The 23,958-nt window shown below is 31.0% G+C and carries 23 protein-coding genes; 7 read left to right on the forward strand and 16 right to left on the reverse strand.

The window, feature by feature from the left end; translation table 11 throughout:
- The 3 genes from ACOSP6_RS04045 to ACOSP6_RS04055 form a co-directional block, all read right to left on the reverse strand.
- Positions 1 to 792: a universal stress protein gene (locus ACOSP6_RS04045; RefSeq protein ID WP_422094228.1), complete on the reverse strand. Its 792-nt coding sequence runs from the start codon at positions 790 to 792 to the stop codon at positions 1 to 3.
- A 78-nt stretch (positions 793 to 870) separates the two neighbouring features.
- Complete coding sequence (locus tag ACOSP6_RS04050) at positions 871 to 1,917, reverse strand: response regulator (protein ID WP_422094227.1); 1,047 nt, start codon at positions 1,915 to 1,917, stop codon at positions 871 to 873.
- Positions 1,914 to 3,161 carry a PAS domain-containing sensor histidine kinase gene (locus tag ACOSP6_RS04055; RefSeq protein WP_422094226.1) on the reverse strand — a complete coding sequence of 416 codons (1,248 nt, stop codon included), beginning with the start codon at positions 3,159 to 3,161 and terminating at the stop codon, positions 1,914 to 1,916. The genes ACOSP6_RS04050 and ACOSP6_RS04055 overlap by 4 nt, the downstream gene beginning before the upstream one ends.
- Before the next feature lie 111 nt (positions 3,162 to 3,272).
- Here ACOSP6_RS04055 and ACOSP6_RS04060 point away from each other — a divergent pair, with 111 nt between their 5' ends.
- Positions 3,273 to 3,683, forward strand: coding sequence for a hypothetical protein (locus ACOSP6_RS04060; protein WP_422094225.1), 411 nt, complete (start codon positions 3,273 to 3,275; stop codon positions 3,681 to 3,683).
- 21 nt (positions 3,684 to 3,704) lie between these two features.
- Entirely contained in the window at positions 3,705 to 4,166 is a 462-nt protein-coding gene (locus ACOSP6_RS04065; RefSeq protein ID WP_422094224.1) for a hypothetical protein, read from the forward strand.
- A 68-nt stretch (positions 4,167 to 4,234) separates the two neighbouring features.
- On the opposite strand, the gene ACOSP6_RS04070 is transcribed toward ACOSP6_RS04065, so the two are convergent.
- Together ACOSP6_RS04070 and ACOSP6_RS04075 are read right to left on the reverse strand one after the other, a co-directional pair.
- A complete protein-coding gene (locus tag ACOSP6_RS04070) occupies positions 4,235 to 4,564 on the reverse strand; it encodes a hypothetical protein (protein ID WP_422094223.1) in 330 nt (109 codons plus the stop codon).
- A 58-nt stretch (positions 4,565 to 4,622) separates the two neighbouring features.
- Entirely contained in the window at positions 4,623 to 5,468 is an 846-nt protein-coding gene (locus tag ACOSP6_RS04075; RefSeq protein ID WP_422094222.1) for a universal stress protein, read from the reverse strand.
- A gap of 208 nt (positions 5,469 to 5,676) precedes the next feature.
- Between ACOSP6_RS04075 and ACOSP6_RS04080 the strand changes: the two genes are divergently transcribed.
- Together ACOSP6_RS04080 and ACOSP6_RS04085 are read left to right on the forward strand one after the other, a co-directional pair.
- Positions 5,677 to 6,021: a hypothetical protein gene (locus ACOSP6_RS04080; RefSeq protein ID WP_422094221.1), complete on the forward strand. Its 345-nt coding sequence runs from the start codon at positions 5,677 to 5,679 to the stop codon at positions 6,019 to 6,021.
- A gap of 10 nt (positions 6,022 to 6,031) precedes the next feature.
- Positions 6,032 to 6,670 carry a hypothetical protein gene (locus ACOSP6_RS04085; protein WP_422094220.1) on the forward strand — a complete coding sequence of 213 codons (639 nt, stop codon included), beginning with the start codon at positions 6,032 to 6,034 and terminating at the stop codon, positions 6,668 to 6,670.
- A gap of 387 nt (positions 6,671 to 7,057) precedes the next feature.
- Here ACOSP6_RS04085 and ACOSP6_RS04090 read toward each other — a convergent pair whose 3' ends face one another.
- From ACOSP6_RS04090 to ACOSP6_RS04125, 8 genes are all read right to left on the reverse strand, one after another.
- A complete protein-coding gene (locus tag ACOSP6_RS04090) occupies positions 7,058 to 7,249 on the reverse strand; it encodes a YgaP family membrane protein (protein WP_422094219.1) in 192 nt (63 codons plus the stop codon).
- A 1-nt stretch (position 7,250) separates the two neighbouring features.
- Positions 7,251 to 10,454 carry an efflux RND transporter permease subunit gene (locus tag ACOSP6_RS04095; protein ID WP_422094218.1) on the reverse strand — a complete coding sequence of 1,068 codons (3,204 nt, stop codon included), beginning with the start codon at positions 10,452 to 10,454 and terminating at the stop codon, positions 7,251 to 7,253.
- 8 nt (positions 10,455 to 10,462) lie between these two features.
- Positions 10,463 to 11,533: an efflux RND transporter periplasmic adaptor subunit gene (locus tag ACOSP6_RS04100; RefSeq protein WP_422094217.1), complete on the reverse strand. Its 1,071-nt coding sequence runs from the start codon at positions 11,531 to 11,533 to the stop codon at positions 10,463 to 10,465.
- 11 nt (positions 11,534 to 11,544) lie between these two features.
- Positions 11,545 to 12,840 (reverse strand): TolC family protein, encoded by a 1,296-nt coding sequence (locus tag ACOSP6_RS04105; protein ID WP_422094216.1) that lies wholly within the window; start codon positions 12,838 to 12,840, stop codon positions 11,545 to 11,547.
- 142 nt (positions 12,841 to 12,982) lie between these two features.
- A complete protein-coding gene (locus ACOSP6_RS04110; RefSeq protein ID WP_422094215.1) occupies positions 12,983 to 13,357 on the reverse strand; it encodes a DUF983 domain-containing protein in 375 nt (124 codons plus the stop codon).
- Positions 13,358 to 13,373: 16 nt separating this feature from the next.
- Complete coding sequence (gene trxA, locus ACOSP6_RS04115) at positions 13,374 to 13,670, reverse strand: thioredoxin (protein WP_422094214.1); 297 nt, start codon at positions 13,668 to 13,670, stop codon at positions 13,374 to 13,376.
- Between the two features lie 3 nt (positions 13,671 to 13,673).
- The gene (locus tag ACOSP6_RS04120; protein ID WP_422094213.1) at positions 13,674 to 14,654 is read right to left on the reverse strand and encodes a Tll0287-like domain-containing protein; all 981 of its coding nucleotides are present in this window, start codon (positions 14,652 to 14,654) and stop codon (positions 13,674 to 13,676) included.
- A gap of 68 nt (positions 14,655 to 14,722) precedes the next feature.
- Positions 14,723 to 15,355, reverse strand: coding sequence for a Crp/Fnr family transcriptional regulator (locus ACOSP6_RS04125; RefSeq protein ID WP_422094212.1), 633 nt, complete (start codon positions 15,353 to 15,355; stop codon positions 14,723 to 14,725).
- A 214-nt stretch (positions 15,356 to 15,569) separates the two neighbouring features.
- Here ACOSP6_RS04125 and ACOSP6_RS04130 point away from each other — a divergent pair, with 214 nt between their 5' ends.
- Together ACOSP6_RS04130 and ACOSP6_RS04135 are read left to right on the forward strand one after the other, a co-directional pair.
- Positions 15,570 to 17,957 (forward strand): TonB-dependent receptor, encoded by a 2,388-nt coding sequence (locus tag ACOSP6_RS04130; protein ID WP_422094211.1) that lies wholly within the window; start codon positions 15,570 to 15,572, stop codon positions 17,955 to 17,957.
- Between the two features lie 4 nt (positions 17,958 to 17,961).
- On the forward strand, positions 17,962 to 18,786 hold the full coding sequence (locus tag ACOSP6_RS04135; protein WP_422094210.1) for a DUF4249 domain-containing protein: 825 nt from the start codon (positions 17,962 to 17,964) through the stop codon (positions 18,784 to 18,786).
- A gap of 12 nt (positions 18,787 to 18,798) precedes the next feature.
- Here ACOSP6_RS04135 and ACOSP6_RS04140 read toward each other — a convergent pair whose 3' ends face one another.
- From ACOSP6_RS04140 to ACOSP6_RS04150, 3 genes are read right to left on the reverse strand one after another with little or no spacing between them, the layout of a single operon-like run.
- Positions 18,799 to 21,294, reverse strand: a complete 2,496-nt coding sequence (locus ACOSP6_RS04140; RefSeq protein WP_422094209.1) for a TonB-dependent receptor — start codon at positions 21,292 to 21,294, stop codon at positions 18,799 to 18,801.
- Positions 21,281 to 22,189, reverse strand: coding sequence for a FecR family protein (locus ACOSP6_RS04145; RefSeq protein WP_422094208.1), 909 nt, complete (start codon positions 22,187 to 22,189; stop codon positions 21,281 to 21,283). Before ACOSP6_RS04145 ends, ACOSP6_RS04140 begins: the two co-directional genes overlap by 14 nt.
- 51 nt (positions 22,190 to 22,240) lie before the next feature.
- Positions 22,241 to 22,765, reverse strand: coding sequence for an RNA polymerase sigma factor (locus ACOSP6_RS04150; RefSeq protein WP_422094207.1), 525 nt, complete (start codon positions 22,763 to 22,765; stop codon positions 22,241 to 22,243).
- 93 nt (positions 22,766 to 22,858) lie between these two features.
- Here ACOSP6_RS04150 and ACOSP6_RS04155 point away from each other — a divergent pair, with 93 nt between their 5' ends.
- Entirely contained in the window at positions 22,859 to 23,923 is a 1,065-nt protein-coding gene (locus tag ACOSP6_RS04155; protein ID WP_422094206.1) for a hypothetical protein, read from the forward strand.
- The last annotated feature ends 35 nt before the right edge of the window (positions 23,924 to 23,958 follow it).

Genomic DNA, 23,958 nt, shown 5'->3' on the forward strand with positions numbered 1-23,958 from the left:
TTATTGATGTAAAATTAGAATTGGTTTTAATAAGCTCTTGCTTATTTTAGTAGTAGAATTATCCGTAAATAAGCGTTCTAAAGCAGAAGATTCTTCTACTAAAAGAACTGATAAATCTATATTTTTTGTTTGCATTTCATAAGATTTCACATATTCCATTGGAATATTAGTAATCACTTTATAGTCGATTTCTTGAAGATTTTTTAGCAAAAAACGGTCTTTACTAGCTTCACTATAATTACCATTATTAATTACACGGATAATGCTAAGTTTTTTGCCTTTTAAAAAATCATTTTTAAGTACAATGCTTAAATCATCTTGATCATCTAATAAACATAGTACCGAGGTTGGATTTGTATGAGTTACTTCTTGTGGAACAATTATCGTATCCGTTTTTAAAGAACGAATTAGATTAAGTGTATTACTTCCGAATATTTTTTCTTCAATACTATTTGCTCCATCAAAACCAGAAACGATTAAATCAATATTGTGTTTTGCAACATATTCTTTAACAGCATCTACAAAACTATTAAAACGAATACTTGCTTTAAAATTTGTATTGTACTGCTTCTCAAGAGTGCTCTTGATAACCTTTAATTTTTCCTTATTATCTCGGATTACGGTGTCATAAATACTATCGTTAGTCATTAATTTTGATAATGATAAACTTCCTGCTTTGCTAACATTAAGTATAAAGTAGTTTTTTTCTTCAGCTGAAAACAAATTATACACATAATGAATTGCTTCCATTGAAGACTCTGAAAAGTCGGTTAAAAAGAGTATGTTTTTCATAATAAACACTTTTAATCACTTAAAACTTGTGATGATAAAAGTATTTATACAATATAAGTTAAAAAATGACAAAAATCATCATTCAACAGATTTCAAAGCTTCCAGATCTAAAATCTTTATATTTCTACCTTCAATAGCAATAAACCCCTGTTTTTTTAATTTAGAAATACTTCTGATTAAAGTTTCTGTTGCTATACCTGCAACACTTGCTAAATCGTAACGAGAAATTTTAATTGGATCGTCAGGTTTCCTGTTAATTCTTTCAGCGAACATTAGTAAGGTATCAGCTGTTTTCTTGTGAACTGAATTATATGCCATATCTAGTAATTGTTCCTTAACATCCGTAAGATTATCGGTAAGTAAATCTACCAACTCTAGTACCACTTTATGGTTGTTATGAAGTACTGTTGTTAATTCAGATTTTTTTATTCCGACCAATTCTGTATCTGTGATTGCTACAGCAGTTTCTTGATATGGTTGGTTTTGCAAGAAAGATGTATATCCAAATAAATCATCTTCTTTATATAATGAAGTGGTTAAGTTTTTTCCTTGTTCATTTAACTTAGAACATTTTACGGCTCCTTTTGTTACTAAAAAAATATAGTTGGAATTGTCTCCTTCCTGATACACAATATCATCCGTATTAAACTCAAAAACTTTTCCATTGTCATCAAAGAAATTCTTCAGATCATTCAGACTTCTTATTCCTTCTTCCTCTACAGGTTTTACAGATTCTCTTCGTTCTTTTAAAATTGAAGATTTTGCCAATCTGCTCTCAATAGCTTCCAGTAATTCTTCTTCTGTAAAAGGTTTAGTGATGTAATCATCTGCACCTAAATTCATTCCTTTTCGAATATCTCCTCTTTCTGTTTTGGCAGATAAAAAAATAAACGGAATAAACTGTGTTGATTCGTTTTGTGATAAATTTTCTAACACTCCATAACCATCCAATTCAGGCATCATGATATCACATACAATAATATCGGGTACTTCTTCAATTGCCTTTGTTACTCCCAACTTTCCGTTTGCTGCTGTAATTACATTATAATATCCTGAAAGTTCTAATAATTCTTCGGTATTTTCTCTTAATGTAACATCGTCTTCAATTAATAAAATGGTCTTCATATTTGGGCCTTATTTGGTAATTTTATGGTAAAAGCAGAACCTTTGTTTTCTTCACTTACAAATGTAATTGTTCCTCCTAAGTTTTCTAGGTGGCTTTTTACAATATTCAATCCGATTCCTGTTCCTTGATTAAGCAATACATTTTCGGCTCTAAAATAACGTTGAAAAATATTTTTTTGATCTTTCTCAGGAATACCGAATCCATTATCAATAACCTGAATTAAAGTTTCGTGCTCATTTTGTGACAAGGTAATGGTAATTGTTGCGTTTTCTGGCGAATATTTTATCGCGTTACTTAGTAAATTAGACAACGTAAGTTCCATGATTTTTTCATCGTGATATATCATGGCTTCATCGACCTCACTTTCTACAATAATAATTTGTCCTTGTTTACGTAACATTCCTAAATTATCGATTGTTTTTTCAATTGCTTTTTTCACACAAAAACTTGAAAGATTGTAATTCACCTCACCTTTTTCAAGTTTTTCAATAGAAAGAAAATCGTTCAAAATATTATTTAAGTAATGAACTTTATTGTTGATAATAGATAAATGCTTTTCTCTTTTATCTTGCTGCTCAGTAAGTTTATATTTCGCTAATAACATACTAGACGTTAAAATGCCACTCAAAGGCGTTTTAAATTCATGTGATACTAGGGATAAAAACTTAGTTTTTAATTCGTTTAATTCTCTTTCTTTTTTTAGAGCAACTTTAGCCTTTTGTTCGGCTTCTATTCTTTTTTTATTTTCCTCATCGAGCTCTCTGTTGATTTTTTCTAATTCATCAACAGTTGTTTTTAAATTTCTCGTGCGCTCTTTTACTTTATTTTCTAGCTTCGTATTTAACTCTAAAATTTCTAATTCCTGATGTTTTCTTAAAGAAATATCTACCACCAATGCCATAATGTATTTTTCCTCCTGAATTTCCAGTGGGTTCAAACCTACCTCAATCGGAAAAACGTTTCCTTCTTTATGCATGGCATATAAATCTCTACCAGTTCCCATTTGTCTTTTTTCCTTTGTACCTAGAAAATTTTTAAAATGACTTCCGTGGTGTTGTTTATATTTTTGAGGAATAAGAATTTCTAAATGTTGGTTCAATAATTCTTCCTTTTTATATCCAAACATTTCTTCGGCAGAAGAATTTACAACCGCAATTTTCTGAAACTCATCTACTACAATTACTGCTTCGGAAACAGCTTCAAAAAGGGTATCAAAAACAACTTTATCTTCTTTTGAAAACATTAATCAAAGTATTTCGAGTAAAGATAAGTTCTTTCTAAAAAAACGACAAACTGACTTTTATCATTTATCAATCATTCTTGCTACTATAGTTTTGTAACTAAATACTTAGAAATGAAGACTAAGAACCTTAATGTTACTTTTTATCAGAATATTGCCAAAATATTTTATGCTATCGCCAAGGCAGATAATATTGTTGCGCCTGAAGAAGTGAAGACTTTAAAAAAGGTGGTTAAAGAAAATTGGTTACAAGTAGATGAAACTTTTGACATTTTTGGTACAGATACGGTATATCAAATAGAAATTGTATTTGATTGGTTGTATAGTAAAAATGCAACTTCCGCTGATTGTTATGAAGATTTCATTGAGTATTATCAGAATCACTCTTACTTTTTTACACCAGAAATAAAAGCATTAATCCTAGATACTTCTGGAAAAATTGCAAGTTCTTTTTCTCAAAAAAACAAATCAGAACTTATCTTACTTGGAAAACTAAGTGTTGAATTTAAGAAGGAAATTGCCTAATATAAATTAAAAACTTACCTAATGATTAAATCTGTTTTAAAAATTGGCTTCGCATTACTTGTATTAACAGGATGCACATTAGAATCAAAATTTGGACTTCCAAAAAAAGATAAAATAGACACCGAATTATTGGGTATTTGGACCACACCTTGTATAATTAATCAAGAAAGTGATACACTAACTATAAAATCTATTGATGATTATACCTATCGTTTACTTTTCGATACGAACGAAGAACTAAAAGCGCATTCATTAAAAATTAAGGAATATAATATCATTAACATCGTTTCAAATCCAGAAGGAAATAACCTTTTCTATGGTTATGAAGTTGAAAAAGATACATTACGATTTTATGAGGTAAATCCAGAATTATTAAAAGGTGAAATTACCTCTGAAAAGGAATTAAATGATTTCTTCTTGGAAAATATTGACAAACATAACTTCTTTATGAATGCTTGTATTATGGTAAAACCCTCAAATTAATTCTAAATAATTAGGAAATTAATTTAAGAGTTTACATTGTTTAGCTTCTATTTTAGATAGTTCTTATTCTAAAAATCTAAAATCCTTTTTAATCCAATTGCAATATTTCTTTCTACTATAGAAAAATCTTTATCAGCATTAAAAACCTCTTCCATGTCATAGAATAAATTCTGAATTTCATCTTTTGTAAGATTGAGGTTTTGTATTGCATCACTTATTTTTTGGATACCTTGATGATGCTTATCAATACTAAACTCATTATGCATCTTTACAAATGTTTTAGGATTAATATAACGCTTAATCACTTCTATTTCCTCAGGTGTTTCTTTTTTATCGGCATTCATGGCATAAATAAGTACATATGCCTTCAGCTCTTCTAATGTCCATGTATCTCTCATATTTTTAATTTATTAGGGTTCTTAATCTGACTTTTATAATAAGCAACACTAAAATTGTTTATTCATTTGGTAGAATTAAAAAAGGTAGCTTGGTACGATATCCTAATTTATTAATAACCGGTTCGTTTGTCCAATTATAAAAATCATCATGTCCGTACTTAATCATAACTAAAAGATCAAAATCTAAACCACCAACATATTCTCTAATATGTTTTTCTGTAGATTTAGTTTTATTTACATACTTAAAATTAAAATTAACACCTTCTAAAGTGTTCTCTAAATACTTTTTGTTTTCAGCTTCTTCTAAAGTTAATGGTTCTTGATCATCAAGATAAACTATTTCTAATTCAGACTTGAACAGTTTACAAAGCATGCTAAGAAAAGCTAATGAACTTTCTTTATACCCATTTTTAAAAGCTGTAGCAAATGCTATTTTATCTAATGTAAACTTATCAGCTTCCTCAGGAACGATTAATAATGGTGTATGATATATTGATTTTAATACTTTTACTGTGTTACTACCAAATAATACTTCTTTTAATCCACTTGCTCCTTTTGTTCCCATTACTACCAAATCAATATTTCTCATTTCTATTGTTTTGTGAATAGTTTGAATTAATGGTTTGGTTATAGCTAATGTTTCAAACGAATGGTTTTCTGCTTCTGGAATCTCTGCAATATCCATTAATAAATCATTGAATTTATCTTGTACTGACTCTAGATTATTTTCATACGTTAGTCTTCCTTTCTCCTTATTCATTCTGCTGGTGAAAAGTGGAGTTTTCACTTCAAATGTGTGGAGAATGTAAAAATTGCAAGGTCTATCTTTAAATAACTTTATGGTATAAAATAAAGCATCAAGTGAATTTTTTGAGAAGTCGATAGGTAGTAATATATTTTTCATTGCTTAATATGTTTGCGTTACTATAGGATAAAACTACCATAAACTACTTTTTACAACAATGATTTATATCAGTAAAAAACTCTTTAAGAAACTCTTTATCACAAATGTTAATTTATAGAAAACTGACAGATATCATTTTAAAAACAAGGCTGTTGGAGTAATTTTAGTACAGAAATTTCTAACAACTCCTAAATCTAAACTTACTATTATGAAAAATTCTACAACAATAAAAACAAACTGGAATGGTCAAGAATTTAAAGCGTACTTATTGATATATGCAATGAATGCTGACTTAAAAGAAGCGGAAGAGGAAATTGAGTTAATAAAGCAAAAAGTTTCCGAAGATACATATCTTAAAATGCAAGAAGAATTTAAAAATGATAATGACTATGAAGCTATAACAAAGATTGTAAATACTATTAATGATTTTAATTATTCACAAGACGAAATCCAATCATTAACAAATCAAATGAAAGAAGTATTTAAAACTGACAATGATTTTTCGATTATGGAGAGAAACCTGGCTCTTGGACTTAAAAGAATACTTAACTAAATGTTATTCTATGAAAAATTTATTCATAATTATGGTTATTGCGCTTATCACTACAAGTTGCGCTACAACACATTTGATACATCAATATAAAAACCCTGATACTGGCTTTTTTGAATCAAACAAAGTTTTTATAATTGGATTAGAAGGTGATTCTAAACTAAGAGGGCAGTTCGAGAAAAGTTTAGTCAGGGCTTTTGAAGATGAAAATGTAAGAGCAGTAAAAAGTATTGATTTCTTTGAAGATTCATTTACAAAGGAGAAAAAAACCATTGAAGAACTGAACAAAATTGAAACTACGCTATTAAATGCTGAATTCGATGCAATTTTGTTGACAAAAGTTACAGGAACCGAAAAAAGATACTACACATCGAGTATGGTACATCAATTTATGACTAGCAATCAAACTTTTGAAGACTACTATTATGGAAACCAGTATAAATATTTGCGTGAAAAAGGAAAAGAAGAAGATTACACCGTGTATATCGTAGAAACATCGTTATACTGTATTTGTCCTGAAAAAGAGAGAGAATTACTTTGGAGAAGTGAAATTGAAGTAACAGATACGAAAGACAATCAAAAGAATATTAATAGTTATATAAAAGAGTTATTCAAAAATTTAGAAAAAAATGATCTCATTCTTATCGATTAAAATTTAAGCGGTTTAAGGGTTGTAAAAATAAAGTTAAAATTGAAAATGAGTTAAGATTCTTAGTAAATGAGCTAAAAAACATGATTCTAATGTGTACTTTACTACAAAACAAATAATAACTTAAAAACACATTATAATTATGAATGATATTAAAGAAAGTTTTGAAAAAATAATTGATTTTTTAGAAGAAGTAGGTGAAGCAGCCAGTTATGCTATAAAGCACTAATATAATGAAAGAAAGAGTAACAAATAAAGTTGCTCTTTTTTTATAATTATTTTAAGCTCGGTCTTAAATAAGAAACCGATTCAAAAATTTGAATCGGTTCCAGGGAAATCGAAAGCACATTAAAATGTACTTTCTTGAGGGAAACATTTAAACTATAAGCATCATTGTTTTACCCTGAAAAACTTCTTTAAAATGTCTTCCATTAAACACCATTTAGTTAATGAAGATTGTAATAAGTTAGCTCCCACAAAAGCTGTAAACCATAACCAATTAATATTCACTTTTATTGCCAGTAGAATACTTATCAAAATAAATGTACCAGCAATTGCTCTGATGATTCTTTCTATATTCATTTTATTTATAATTTTTACGTTCTATTAAATAATATACTAACGGCACAACCAATAATGTTAATATTGTTGCTGTTATAGTTCCTCCCATTAATGAAATGGCTAAACCTTGGAAAATTGGATCAAATAGAATTACAAATGCTCCAATAACAACTGTTCCTGCCGTTAACAAAATTGGTGTAGTTCTTACGGCTCCAGCTTCAATTACCGCTTGTGCTAACGGAACTCCTTCTTCTAATCTTAAATTCACAAAGTCAATTAACAATACCGAGTTTCGAACCATAATTCCCGCCAAGGCAATCATTCCAATAAAAGATGTTGCTGTAAAATAAGCCCCCATTAACCAGTGCCCTAATACAATTCCGACCATCGATAATGGAATTGCCACCATCATAACTACTGGAGCTTTAAAGTTTTGGAACCAACCAACGATTAACATATAAATGATGATAATTGCTCCTAAAAATGCAATTCCTAAATCTCTAAAAACCTCTAACGTAATTTGCCATTCTCCGTCCCACTTTACCGTATAATTATCTTCAAATTCTGGTTGTCCTAAATACTTTTCTTCTAATTGATATCCTTTTGGTAATGGAATTTGTTTTAGTTTCTCTTCCATTCCTAAAATTGCATACGCCGGACTTTCTAGGGCTCCTGCCATATCAGCCATTACATACACAACTCTCTTTTGATTTTTACGATAAATACTTTTCTCGCCGCTCTTTTCTTGGACATCTACTAAATCTCCAATTGAAACTGTTGTTCCTAATTTCGATTTGATCTGTAATTGAGAAATATCTGAGATTGTTGATTTCTCCTTTTCATCTAAGGCTAGTACAATTCCTATTTGTTTAGAAGCACTTTCATTATATAAAGTCGAAACTGCTCTGTTTGACAATGCTGTATTTAGTGTGTATACAACTTGTTGTGGAGCAACTCCGTATAGCATTGCCTTTTCTTTATCTACCACAAACTCGTACTCAATCTTATCATCTTCTACCATCCAATCGATATCAACCACATCTTCTGTTTCTCCTAAAATCTTTTGAACTCCTTCTGCAATTTCAATTTGCTTGTTATAATCCGGACCATAAACTTCAGCAACGATTGTTGATAATACAGGTGGTCCTGGTGGAACTTCAACTAATTTTACATTTGCTCCAAAAGGTTTTGCGATTTTCTGAATTGCTTCTCGCATTGATTTTACGATACCATGACTCTGTTCACTTCTATCATGTTTATCCGTCAAATTCACTTGAATATCTGCCATGTTACTTCCTCCTCGTAAATCGTAATGACGAACTAATCCGTTAAACGTTATTGGCGCTGACGTACCAACGTAACTTTGATAATTCACAACATCAGTTCTTGTCGACAAATACTGAGCTATTTCTTTTGTAACTGCAGCAGTTCGCTCTAAAGTTGTACCTTCAGGCATATCAATTACCACTTGGAACTCATTCTTATTGTCGAATGGTAACATTTTTACAGCTACCGATTTGGTAAAAAACATTGCTAATGACCCAAACAATAATAAGGTGGTGATTCCTAAGAAAATCCATCTTTTAGTCGGACTTTCAATTAACGGACGCTCAAACTTTTCATACAACTTGTAAATTGCAGTTCCTTGCATTGCTTTTGTTTCATCTTCTTCAAAAGCTTCTTCTTTTCCATTATCTTTTTCACGTAAGAAAATATATCCTAAATAGGGTGTAATTGTTAACGCAACAAACAAGGAAAGAATCATTGCAATAGAAGCTCCAATTGGCATCGGACTCATATAGGGCCCCATTAATCCAGATACAAATGCCATAGGTAATACCGATGCAATCACCGTAAATGTTGCCAATATTGTTGGGTTTCCTACTTCGTTAATTGCATACAATGCTGCTTCTTTAAATGCCAAACGTTTCATTTTAAAATGTCTGTGCATATTTTCCGCAATTATGATACTATCATCAACCACAATTCCTGTAACAAAAACTAAAGCAAATAAGGTGATTCGATTCAACGTATAATCTAGCATGTAATAACTTAACAATGTTAAAGCGAACGTAATTGGAACTGATAAGAAAACTACCAATCCGCCACGCCAGCCCATAGCTAACATTACTACTAACGTTACCGCGATAATAGCTCCGATTAAATGCATTAACAACTCAGAAACTTTCTGAGAAGCAGTTTCTCCATAATTTCTTGTTACTTCAACATGAACATCATCTGGAATTAAGTTCTTTCGTAAATGTTGAATTTTACCTAAAATAACATCTGCAATCTGCATTGCATCTGCGCCTTTTCTCTTAGCTACTGAAATCGTAACAGCTGGATATTCTGATTTAAACGTACTTGTTTTTTCACTTGCTTGTCCAAAACCAAGACTTACATAGTTTTTAGGAATCTCTGCTCCATCAATAATTTTAGCAACTTGTTTTAAATAGATTGGTTGGTTTTGCTTTACACCAACTACTAAGTTTTTAACGTCTTCTGTAGTTTTTAGAAAACGACCTGTACTTACTAAAAATTCTTGGTCGTTACGATTGTATGTCCCAGCACTCATTTGTTGATTGCTAGCCTTTATCATTTCAGCAACCGAAAGAAAATCTAAACCACTTGCTGCTAATTTATCTTTATCTAAAACTACACGCAGTTCACGATTTCTACCACCAATTTTATTGGTAATTGCAACATCGTTCACTTTCTCAATTTCATCAGTTACTTCTTGCGCAATTTGCTTTAACTGATAATCGTCGTAATTCTCACTCCATAATGTTAAACCTAACATCGGAACATCGTCAATTGCACGTGTTTTTACCAAAGGCATGGTAACACCTTTAGGCATTATATCCATGTGCTTACTGATTTCATTGTATAACTTTACAAATGAACGTTCAATATCTTCACCAACATAAAACTGCACAATTACCATTGCTTGTTCTTTCATTGAAGTTGAATACACATACTCAACTCCTTTGATATTAGAAATGATTTTTTCTAATGGCTTCGCAATTCTTGATTCAACTTCTGTTGGACTTGCTCCTGGATAACCAACAAAGATATCCGCCATCGGAACATCAATTTGTGGCTCCTCTTCTCTCGGAATTAAAAATGATGTGTACACTCCAATGACCATAAACACAATCATTAGTAACACGGTAATCTTAGATCCGATAAAACCTTTTGCTATTTTTCCTGCTAAACCTTCTTTCATCTTCTTACTTATTGAATTGAAATGTTAGCGCCGTTATATAATTTACTTTCCGCTGAAATGATGTAGGTTTCTTCTGCTTTCAACCCTGATAAAACCTCTACTTCATTATCGAATGAACGACCTAAACGTAACCAACGTAATAACGCTTTGTTGTTTTGACTAACAGTGTAAACACCTTGTAACTGTCCTTGCTCAACAATAGCCGATTTTGGAATTCGTATGCTGTTTTCAGCAGAGTTTGATTTTTCTACTGGAAATTGAACCGTAGCAAACATTCCTGATAAAATTGGCGAATCTGTTTTATCTAAACTGATTTTAACCACATATTGTCCACCAGTATTTTTTGCCGAGGAACTTACTTCGCTAACCTTTCCTTTTACTGTTTTATTAATGGATTTAACTAAAACCTCTACAACAGTATTCTGTTTGATTTTAGAAATCTCACTTTCAGGAACTCTAGCTATTACTTCAAAACCTCCTTTTCCTTCTACAGAAATTAACGGCATTCCAGGATTTGCCATTGCACCTTTATCAATAAAGGTATTGGTGATTTCTCCTGCAAATGGCGCACGAATATTCGTATAGACAAACTGAGCGTTTATTTCATTTTTCATTTGTTTTGCCGCTTGTAAACTTGCCTTTGCCATTTCATAACGAGCAGTCATATCATCTACTTCTTTTTGAGAAGCACTGTTTTGAGCTAATAAGTTTTTAAAACGATTGTAATCTTTCTCTGCGTTTTTTAATCCAGTTTCAGCTTTAATAATATTCGCTTCTACCTGTGCTTTTTTAGCTTGAAGATCTGAATTGTTTATAGTAAGCAACAATTGTCCTTTTGAAACCTTATCTCCTACTTTTACATACATTTCATTTACAAACCCCATCATACGTGTACTTAAATCGGCACTTGCCTCAGCCTGAACAGTTCCACTAACACTTATAAATGCTGTGTTGTAGTTTGGTGCAACTTTTTGAACCTTTACTGGTATTGCTGGGTCATTATTTACTGAAGTTGTATCTTTCTTCTTTCCACAACTTACTGCAAATGTTACCAGAATAAGAGCTATATATTTTTTCATTGTCTACTTAATTATTTCGTTAAAAATTCAACATAAGCTTTCGAATAATTAAACTCGAAAATCGTTTGATAATATTCTAATTGTTTTTGAATGTATTTTGTTTCTGCTATTAATAAATCAGTTGATTTTTCTAAACCTTCTTGAAACCTGTTCTTACGAATTCGTAAAGCTTCTTTTGATTGTTGCATTGCTAATTCAGTTAACTTTAATTTGTTTTCTGCATCGTGTAACATTCGTAAAACCTTATTCAATTCTAACTCGCTTTTTGATTTGTACTGCTGATACTCTAGCACCGATTTTTCATATTCCGCTTTACTTTTTTGAATCTTGGCAAAACGCTTTGACCCTTGAAAAATATCCCAACTTAATTGCGCTCCTACCAAGTATCCGCTAGCATCTATATTGAAAATATTGTTATCGAATAATTGATAACTTCCAAAAGCATTTAATCGAGGTAAAAAACTCATCTTTTCAGACTGATACATTTTTTTATAGGCTTCGGTTGATAATTCCATTGCTTTGATATCAGATCGGTCATTAGAAACAGCTTTTGACAATTCCTTTGAAATGTTAATTGTTAAACTGTCTATTGGTTGATAAACAACATCTGCTGTTTCATTCATTAAAAACGATAAGTAGTTAGAAGCATTCATTACATTGCTTTTAGCAGTTTGCAATTGATTTTTTACTTCTGTAACATGAACATCTACAGCCAATACATCTGATTCTTGTAAAAAACCTTGCTTAAAACTATTTTCTGCTAATTGTTTGTTGGCTTCGGCAGTTGTTAATGCTTTTTCTAAAACTTCAACTCCTCTGTAGCTTAACTGCAATTGCATATAGGCTTTATTAACTTCTAATGTTAAATACTCTTTTGTCCTAGATGATTGTAATTGAATGGCTTCCATTTTAACTTTAGAAGCTTTTCGCTTATAAATACCATCTACGTTAATTAATGGTTGCTGAATTTCAAGTACTGTGGCGAAATTTCTTGTTTCATTTGGATCGTTTAATCGAGCCGGATCAAAATCATTTTGCGTTAAAATTTCTTGATTCAACTTTGAACCAAAAGCCATCAACGGATTGGTTGTTAAAATCCCCGTGTGAGAAGCTCTAATGTTTGGTAGAAATACTGCACGACTTTGATTAAAATCGGCCTTTGCCATCAAGTATTCTTGATTGGTAATTTTTAAAGAGCTATTTCCTTCATGAACTTTCTGTAGAACTTCCTTCTTAGAAATCATTGATTTTTGTTGAGAAAACCCAATCAAAAAAGAAAAGAGACTTATAAATACTATTACTCGCATTGTTATTTTCTTATTTTGATACAAAATTAAATGAGAAGGAAGAACTGTACAGTAACTAATGTTACAATGCTGTTATATAAAAAAACACCTCCAAAAAATGAAGGTGTTTATAATTTAATTAAGATGTTTAAGTGTTTGTATTTCAACTCTGTTCTTCATAATCAACAAACATATTGCTCCATATAATTCTAGATAATTTCACTAAAAACGGCCCTAGTAATAAGAGTAAAACTATAATGGAAATAAAACTTTGTAAAAGCGACAAACCAATGAATACTTTTGTGATAATAAATAATGCAACTGCAATGGCTACAAATAGTGCATAACTTACATACATTGCACCAAAGAAAAAAGAAGGCTCAATCATGTGTTTGAAGCCACATTTCGGACAAGTATTGTGTACTTTACCAATTTTCACAGGATTAAAAGTAAAACGATGTGTGAAAAAATCAGCTTCTTGGCACTTTGGACATTTAAAATTAATAACGCTGTAAGCTTTTGTTCCTTTCTTAAACATACACTGAGTTATTAGATTATTTAAATTTATTGATTAACTCAATTAAATCTTGCTTTTGTAACATTCCTGATTGTCTCCAAAGCATTTTTCCTTGTTTAAAAATCATAAATGTTGGAACTCCTTTAATCTGATATTTTGCCGCTATCGCATTGTTCTTGTCAACATCAATCTTTAAAATAATTACCTCATCGCCTAAATCATTTTTCAAGTCTTTCAGCACTGGTGTCATCATTTTGCAAGGTCCACACCATTCTGCAAAAAAATCAATTAATACAGGAGTGTCTCCGTTTAATATTTCTGTTAAATTACTCATATGCTATTTTATAAAAGTTATACTCCAGATACCTCTAATTTCGTTTTCAGTATATCCTGTAGCTTTATCTTGTGGATATAGTTCGCTTAACGTGTTTAGAATCTCTGGTTTTATTTGTTCTTCTGGTTTTCCATGACATTGTAAACACATTCCATTAGTGATAATTGGATAATAATATTGAATCTGTTCGTTTTTTGTTTCAGTTATTGGATTAATATCTAACGAGTCATTTAATGCTTTTTTATACATCTCAATAATTTCTATCTCTCGCTGATTTGCCGCATTCTCAGGATTTCTTGGTTTATCCGATACGCGTTTCACTTTAGCATTGTACTTTGTTGCCATACTATCTGTCAGATGAATTGCCTTTTCATTACAAAATTCTAAGGCCGCTAATGTTCCTTTTTTTTGAATCGTTCCCATCAGATTTTTACCTAAGACTTTTTTTGTTCCTAAAGCAAACTCCAAACCTATTTCTTCGTTAGATTTTTCTGCATTTTGAGCTGTAGATTTCTTCCCTTCATTGTAATTGCTTATTCCTTTCTTTTCTTGCCAATGTTCTTTAAACCAATCAGGTTCTTCAATTTGATAATCATACAGATATTCTGCAATTTTCTTTAAATGATCTTCTTTGTAATATTGATACGGCATTACTCCAAACCGTTTTACAGCGCCTTTTAATTTTGCTTTTTCCTTAGTTGGTTTCTTTATAAAGTTGACGAACTCTTCAGTAAATTCTTCTTTAGTAGTGTTACTATCAATATAATGTGCTTTTATAGCAACCATAGGAGGAGCAATACGACTATCGTGGGAAGCTTTTGGATTATGACATACATAACATTGTTGTTTCAGGAGCTTCTCTCCTTCATGCTGATTCATCTCTTTTTTCGTTGACTTTTTTGAATAATCAACATCTGTACTAGTATTTTGTTTACAACTATAAAAGAGTACAATTGATACAAGTAGTAAAACGGCTTTTTTCATCGTTTGAAATTTTATGTAAAATTACGATGCCATTCTATTTTATATTGTAACGAATGTTACTTTAGATGTTATAATTCTAAAATTTTTATACTGTTTCTGTGAAGCTCTATTTTTTTCTCCTTTTCTAAAGCTTTTAAAAGTCGTGAAATTACAACTCTTGAAGTATGCAAGTCATTCGCAATTTCTTGATGTGTTACTTGGATTATTTCATTACGATTTACCAGTGCCTTGTCTTTTAGATATTTATACAAACGCTTATCCATTTTTAAAAAAGCAATAGTATCAAATGCTTCAATAAACTCTTGCAAGCGGTTATGATAACTTTGCAATACAAACTCTTGCCAACTTTTATATTTAGTCAACCACTCTGCCATTTTCTGCTTTGGAATCATTAAAAGCTCCACATCCGTCTCTGTAATGGCACGAATTTTGCTCTTTGTTCTTCCCATACAACAAGATAGCGTCATAGCACAAGTATCTCCAACTTCGAGGTAGTATAAAACTAGTTCGTCTCCATCAGTATCTTCCCGTAAAATTTTAATGGCACCACTTAAAATCAAGGGCATTGAAGTAATGTAATTATCAATATCAATCACCGTGCTATTTGCTTCAATTTTTTTGTGAGTACTTACTTCCTCGATTTCTTTTATCAAAGCTTCCTCAAATAAATAGCCGTAATTCTGTTGTAATAATTCTAACAAAGTCTAGTTTTTGTGTAAAAATAACAAAAGTTGATTGCTTATTATGAGAACCATTTCCTTTTATTTTAATCATTCCTAACAAAATCTAAAGAATAGTCAACAACAAATATTTCACATTTATTTAATATAAAAATTAGATGAAGACTTTTGATACTAAAATCTAAAGAACTAATTTTGTTTAATGTTTTCACATCAAACATTAAACATTTATTTCATGCCTAATAAATCAACTATGAGAATTTATGTAATCATTGCATTACTTTTAATTCCTCTTTTCAGTTTTTCACAAGATAAGTACACAATTAGTGGAACACTAAAAGACAATGCAAATGGCGAAACCTTATTCGGGGCTACTGTCTTTTTAAAAGGAACCAGTTTAGGAACGACCACAAATGAATATGGTTTTTACTCACTTACCGCTCCAGAAGGAAATTATACTTTAGTAGTATCCTATGTTGGTTATGCTTCTATTGAAAAAGAAATTCAACTTTCGGAAAACATAAAATTTAATGCTTCTTTAAATGAAGACACCAATGTTTTAGAAGAAGTAGTTATTTCCTCTGAAGAAAGTAAGAAGGTAGATTTGCGAAGTCCACAAATGAGTGTAACTAAAATTAGTTCTCAAACTATTAAACAGATTCCAGTTGTTTTAGGAGAAGTAGATGTTATTAAATCGATTCAGTTATTACCTGGAGTTACGAACGCGGGAGAAGGAGCTTCTGGTTTTAATGTACGTGGTGGTGCAGAAGATCAGAATTTAATTTTATTAGACGAAGCAATTATATACAATGCCTCTCATTTATTCGGGTTCTTCTCTGTTTTTAACAACGATGCCATTAAAGATGTTAAATTATATAAAGGTGGAATTCCTGCTAGATTTGGCGGGCGAGTTTCATCGGTTTTAGACGTTCGTCAGAAAGATGGAAATAACAAAGAGTTTAAACTTACTGGTGGAATTGGTTTAATTTCCAGTAGATTAACAGCCGAAGCTCCTTTGTTTGGTGATAAAGGTTCGTTCTTAGTTGCAGGTCGTGCTTCTTACGCTAATATATTCTTGGCATTAGCTAATAATGAAAATAGAGTTGGGTTTTACGATTTAAACCTTAAAACCAATTATCAAATAAACGATAAAAACCGCTTGTATTTATCGGCGTACTTTGGAAATGATGACGTAAGCTTTACCAATTCTTTTTTTAATTCTTACGGAAACCTATCAGGAAATCTTAGATGGAATCACATTTTTAGTGATAAGTTATTTTCAAACTTATCGGCTATTTACAGTCGATATAATTACGATTTGCAACTTGAATTTGTTGGTTTAGATTGGTTGTCTAGAATTGATAATTACAACTTAAAGTACGATGTTGATTATTATTTGAATGATAAATTAAAGTTTGATTTTGGTGTAAGTGGAATTTACTACAAATTTAATCCAGGAGAAATTAGAAAACTAACTCCAGAATCTTCTATTAATGAAGATTTCTTAGATAAAAAGTTTGCCGTTGAAACTGGAATCTACGCTAGTTTAGAACATAAAATTTCAGACAAGTTAACTACTATGTATGGGATTCGCTATAGTTATTTCAACAGATTTGGAAGTCAGGTTTTAAACACCTATGCGAATGATTTACCTGTAGTCTACAATACTGATTTAGGTATTTATGAACGTGCTGATCCAACTGGACAAGTAAGTTATGGAGACAAAGAAAGCATTGCTAGTTTTGGTAATTTCGAACCACGTTTTGCCTTGTCGTACCAAGTAAACGAAAAGTCATCTATCAAAACCAGTTATAATAGAATGGCGCAGTATTTACATTTAATTTCAAATACTACTTCTGCTACGCCTCTAGATATTTGGGCGCCAAGTGGTGAATTCTTAAAACCACAAATTGCGGATCAATATGCAATAGGATATTTTAGAAACTTTAAAAACAATGCCTATTCTATTGAAACAGAAGCTTATTATAAAACAGTTAAAAACCGCGTAGATTACATTAATGGAGCTGAGTTAATTGCTCAAAACACCATTGAAAGGGAAATTTTAAATGGTGATGCCAGAGCCTATGGTTTAGAGTTTTTACTTCGTAAAAATGAGGGAGATTTAACAGGTTGGATTGCCTATACACTTTCAAAATCTGAACAACGTACTTTAGGTGGTGCAGCTGGCGGACCAGGTTTAAACAATGGAGATTGGTATAACACTCCTTTCGATAGAACACACGATTTATCGGTTACTGGTAATTACGAACTCAATGAAAAATGGTCATTCAATGCGAACTTTGTTTTTCAAACAGGACGTCCTGTAACATATCCTAATGGACAATTTCAATATAACGGATTGTCTATACCTACATATTCTACCAGAAATGCAGATCGTTTACCATCTTATAATCGTTTAGATGTTTCGGCAACCTTAACTCCTAGAAAGAACAAAAATAGAAAGTGGCAAGCCGAATGGGTTTTTGGTATTTACAACTTATACTCTCGTAGAAATGCTGCCTCTATTCGTTTTGGTGTTAACGATGAAACTGGAGCAAACGAAGCGGAAAGAACTTCTATATTCGGAATTACTCCATCAATAACCTATAATTTTAAATTCTAAAATCATGAAAAAATCAATATATATCTTGTTCATAGCAATCAGTACTATTTTTTCATCTTGTACTGATGTAGTAGATGTTGACGTTCCGAATGGTGGAGCACGTTTGGTTGTTGAAGCTTCTATTAATTGGGAAAAAGGAACTACCGGAAACGAGCAAACTATTAAATTAAGTACATCTACGGCATATTTTGATAGTAATGCAGTTGTTCCTGCAACAGGAGCTACAGTGAGTGTTACCAAAGAAAATGATGGAGCTCAATTTGTTTTTACAGATCAAAATAACGGAGAGTATACCACTACGAACTTTGTTCCAGAAATTGGAGCTGTGTACACGTTAAACATTGTTTATAATGGTGAAACATATTCAGCAACTGAAACATTAATAGGCTTTACAGAAATTAATAGTGTTACTCAAGAAGAAGGTTTTAATGAAGATGAATACAGAGTCCGCGTACTTTTTGATGATCCTGCAGATGAAGTGAATTACTACATGGGAGAATTCATACAAGATAATTTAGCAGTACCATCATTATCTTCTATTCGTGATGAGTTTGTGAATGGAAATGAAGCGTTTGTTTTACACTTTGACGAAAAGAATGTGCCAGGAACTGACATTGATATTAAAGTATTTGGAATTTCAGAACGGTTTTATTTTTACATCGAACAATTAATACAACAGTCAGGAACACAAGGTGGAGCGGGTGGTCCGTTTCAAACTACTCCTGCCCAGTTAAAAGGAAACTGCGTGAATGTAAATGATTCGAATGAAGAAGTTTTAGGCTATTTTCGTTTAAGTCAGTTTGCTAGAACAAGTTATACTATACAATAAAGTTGTATTGTTTTAAAATGAAAACCTAACCATTGCATTAGTTGTTCTATTCAATGAAGTTTTTGAAAACTTAACTGGTAAACTTTCATTATTCAATCGGTAAAAATTACTTATGGTATTTTCTCTATCTAACACATTCCAAACGGAAACACCTACCTCTGTCGAAAGTTTATCTGTTATTTCAAATTTATAAAGAACAGAAGTATCTAATCTTATATAATCATTAAGTCTAGCACTATTTGCCTCTCCGAAGTTAATTTGGTTGTTAATCACATCCATGGGTATAGATGTGGGGTTTCCTACTCTGTAATTAACACCAGTTGCCAAGCGTAAATACTTATGCTCATAAGCCGCTCCTAACGTAAAAGAATGTCCAATATCAAAATTACTAGGGAATGTTTTCTCTAGTAACGTATCAAAAAAATATCTATTAAACATGTAGGAATAGCTTAACCACGTATTTACCTTTCTGAATTGCTTTCGCAATAAAAAATCCATTCCGGATACAGAATAATTTCCTCTTACCTCTTCAAACTCATACTTGGTGGTAAACCCTTGACTTTGAGAAGTAATTCCGTCAACTTCTTTATAATAACCCGTAGCATCTACCAACCAACCTTTGTGCTTATATTCTATTCCGATAGAAACTTGCTTACTTCTTAAAACAGGAATGCTATCATTATCTGCCAATTGCCATGTTCTTTTTTCAACACCTAAAAAATCATTTTCAAAATTTATAATTTGTGAGGTATTTTGATGCTTAAATTCACCTAATACTTCAAGCTGAAAATGTTTAGTCAACTTTTTTCTAAGTATAAATCTAGGTTCAATAAAAAACTTTTTAAACTTTCCTATGTAGCTAAATCGCACTCCTGGTTTTATAATTAAATCGTTATTATTATCATATAATGTTTGTACGAACAAAGCATGTTCTCTTACTACTTTTGAATTTAGTCTCAAAAATCGAGGTTGGTCAATATCCTTTAGATTAGTAATTTCTGACTCTACAAACTGATAACCTCCAGAAAATGTATAATCATTAAAAACATAATCTCCTCTTATATCAATTCCTGTTTCAGAAACAACATTTTCTAGAATAAATTGTTGCTCGGAAAGCACATTTGAGTTTACTGATTTTAACGTGTAATCGGTATTGTAAATATTTAGTTCAGAAGAAAAATCGGAAGTCCAATTACGTTTGTAATTCAAACCAAACCCTAAACTATTTTGAGACAAACTACTCTCTTTCGCTTCTACACTAGTATTTGTGACAGCTGTTTCATCAAAAATTAAGTCGTTATTAATCAAAAGAAAGTTGAAACGTAATTTATCTTTAGACGATGGCTGATATAACCATCTAAGAGAAGTATCATAAAATGAAAAACTCTGGTTAGAATTAACAACACCATCCACATTTTCCTCAACTTCGGTTTGTTGAATCAACCTGTCAAAATACGTATTATAAATAGGTGTTTTAACCAAATCATTGGTTGATCTTCTTCCTGCAATCTGTAGAGAAGACTTAGAACCTAAAGGTGCATCTAGAAATAAATTTACATTGAGTAAGTTTATACTGAAATTCCCTGTAAATTTCTTTTGTATTTTTTCATTTGATTGAAGCAATAAAGTTCCTGAAACACCATCTGTGTATGAAGCATCAGAACCGTTAGAAATAATGGTAACCTTATTTGTGATTTCTGGATTAAAACTCGAAATTAATCCAAAAAAATGTCCAGATTGATACATTTTTATACCATCCCATAAAATCAAATTCTGATCGTTAGATCCTCCTCTAATATTAATATTGGAAACAGTTTCATCAGTACTCTGGATACCTGGTAAAGCTTGTACCGCTTGTAAAGCATCTGTCTCTGTTAATCCTGGTAAGACTGAAAACTTACTAAAATCAATAGTAATAGCTCCTTCTTTTTCTTTATCAATACCTCTTGTTAAATAGCTATTTATAATTATCTGAGATATTGTTTCTTGTTTTTCTTCTAATTCAATGTTTAAGCAAATATTCGCTTTAAACTCTAGAGCAAAAAGATTTTTAGTTTCATATCCTAAAAACCTAATTACTATTTCTTCATTTTTAGATGAAGTTTTAATTTCGAAATACCCAGAATTATCTGTAATTGTATTAGCACTTTTGGATTGCACCGTAGCACCTGAAATGGGAAGGTTTTGATTATCTTTTACATATCCACAAACTAAAATTGGAAGTGTTATCGTATAAATCCTTTCGTTTTCCTTAGTAAATACTAACCCTGTTTGCTGTACAATACTTTTGATTATTTGGTTTAAATCATCGTTTGAAGACTGGCGGACGAAAACATCGTTTAAAAGATCGTTTTGATAATTAAAAAAGACTTTAAACTGATTACTAATTCTTTTCAACTCTTTAGTAAGAGGAACTTTTTCCTGTCCTGTTTGCCCACTTATTGAAGTATTTAAAAGGAGAGTAATTAATAAAATGCTTAAAAAAAAATGTTTTTTATTCTTTTGCATTGGTTATAATAACTTTTGCTCCATCATTTTGTATTTCGTAGGATAAATTAAGTGGCTTAGTTACAGAATTTAAAGCTTTTTGTACATTATTATTTTCAAATGCCCCTGTAAATACAATGACATCGGTTTTATTATATATAATTTCTATCTGAAATTGTTTTTCAATAGCTTCAAAAACCTTTGCTACATCTACTTTTTCAAAAACACTCATATTTTGTAACCAATAAGGTTGTGCTTCAACAATATGGTATTGTAAAACTCCATTTTTACCAGAAAAACTAAAAGCCTTTCCTGCTGGTAATTTAATTTCTTTGTTGTTATGAATAACGCTTACCAATCCTTCGTAACAAACCACATTAAAAATAGAATCTCTAACCTCAACATTAAATTCGGTTCCAAGAACACTAACTATTCCTTGAGAAGTTTGTACTACAAATCGTTTTCCTTTTTCAACATCAAAAAAAGCTTCACCTTCTAATGTTAATAACCTCTCTTTGTTCCATTTTGTATGATTATAACTAAGTTTCGAAGAACCATTTAGCGTAACTTGAGATTTATCTGGCAATGCTATTATTTCCTTTTGAGCTATAGTAGTTTCGTAATTTTTATAATCGTCTTTCATAAAGTAAAGAAGGGCTACAAAACCAATTAGAAAAGCGGCAGCTATTTTTGTAATAAAATAAATTTTTGTTTTTAATGAACTCTTTTCCCTATTAATATTTTTCTCAATTTCATCAAACGGAAGAACATCATAAGGGTTTTGATTTTTAAATCGTTTCGCCTCTGCTAAAATTTCTTCTAACAAAGGTTTATCTTCTAAAGAATCAAAAAACTTTTGCTCTTCAGAATTCAAATCGTTATTCAACCATTTTTGTATGATAGATTCTTTATTCATTCCATTCTCTTTACATTACTAAAACAACTCAACTGCATTATATCCCGAAAATTATTTTAATTTAAAATCTTCTAGCCTTGTTTTTAAAACTGAAAATGCAGCATAAATACGATGCTCTACTACTTTTTTGGTAACTCCTAACATCTCTGCAATCTCCTTATGGGTTTTCCCTTCAACTTTGTTTAACATAAAAGCCTCTCTTTGTTCGGGTTTTAAAGTTGACAAGACTCTTTCGTATTTTTCTAAAAATTGTTGTTTTCGCAGTAAAAACTCAGGAGATTCATTGGTGTATTCTTTTGGTTCTACTTTGGCATAATTCAATTTCACTTTCTCATGCTTAACTGCATTCAACATTAAATTGTTTGCTATAGTATAAACATAAGACTTCGCAGCCTCAGGTGTTACTTTTGAGCAGTTTTCCCACATTTTAACAAAAGCATCTTGTACTTTATCTGAAGGATTTAAAGTTGCTCCGTATTTATAATATAAGATATCACTTAAGGTTTTTGCATACTTATTATACAAGTCTGCGAACAAAAATTTCTCACAAATGTTATGGTATATTTTTTTTACCAAAAGATATTTTTTAAAAAAAAGTTCGGGATAATTTAAAACTCAATTGTTCTAAATATAAACACAACATAAATATAAAATTTTAAATCGAAAATTATGAAACCTATTAATATTCTATTATTTACAATGTGTTTCTCTTTTCTACTATCGTGTAGAACTGAAGATAATATCATTATTGACCCTCCGATTGAAGATAATTTAACTACTGCTTCTAAAGCTGCAAATTTAATGAGTAGAACATCAAAAAAAGATGGATCAACAGATAACATTATAGATAATGCAAGTTGCGTAAGTGTTCAATTTCCTTTAACGGTAAGTGCTAATGGAACAACTGTAGTTGTTAATGACGATAGTGATTTTGAAGATATTGAAGACATTTTTGATCTATTTGAGGATGATAATGACACTATTGTAATCACCTTTCCTATCACCATTACTTTGCCAGATTATACAAGTGTTGTTGTGAATTCTGAAGCTGAATTACAAACGTATACTCAAAATTGTTCGGGTGAAAATGAGATAGATGATGACATAGAGTGTATTGATTTTGTATATCCAATTTCTGCGTCAGTTTTTAATGAAACTAATGATTTAATCCAGACAATTACTTTACAAGATGACAAATCTCTCCACGACTTTATTGAGGACTTAGAGGATTATACAGCGGTGAGTTTAAACTTTCCATTAGCTCTTATTCAAACAGATGGAACTACTATTGAAATAAATACAATTCAAGAACTTGAAAATGCTATTGAAAATGCTGATGGAACTTGTGATGAAGATGATGATAATGATTTTAATGATGATGATTGTAATTCATGTACTACTAGTGAACTTGAAAACGTATTCAGTACGTGTACTGAATTCAATATCGAAAAACTTATTAGAAATGATGTTGATCTTGAAGATACATATGTTGATTTTCTATTCTCTTTTCAAAATGATGGTACCATATTAATAACAGAAAATAGCAACACATATAATGGAACATGGACTGCAAGTGGAAGCGGAAATAATATTACCGTAACAATTGATGTTCCGAATTACAGCGATTTTAACGATTCTTGGACTTTACATGAAATAGACGTAAAACCAAATGAGAACAAAATAGATTTAAGAAAAAATGACGATCGCTTTAAATTAAAAAGCGACTGTAACTAATACTTAAAATATTCTTTAACAATCCCAAAACAATT

The organism is Tenacibaculum sp. MEBiC06402, assembly GCF_049239625.1.
Taxonomy (GTDB): Bacteria; Bacteroidota; Bacteroidia; order Flavobacteriales; family Flavobacteriaceae; genus Polaribacter.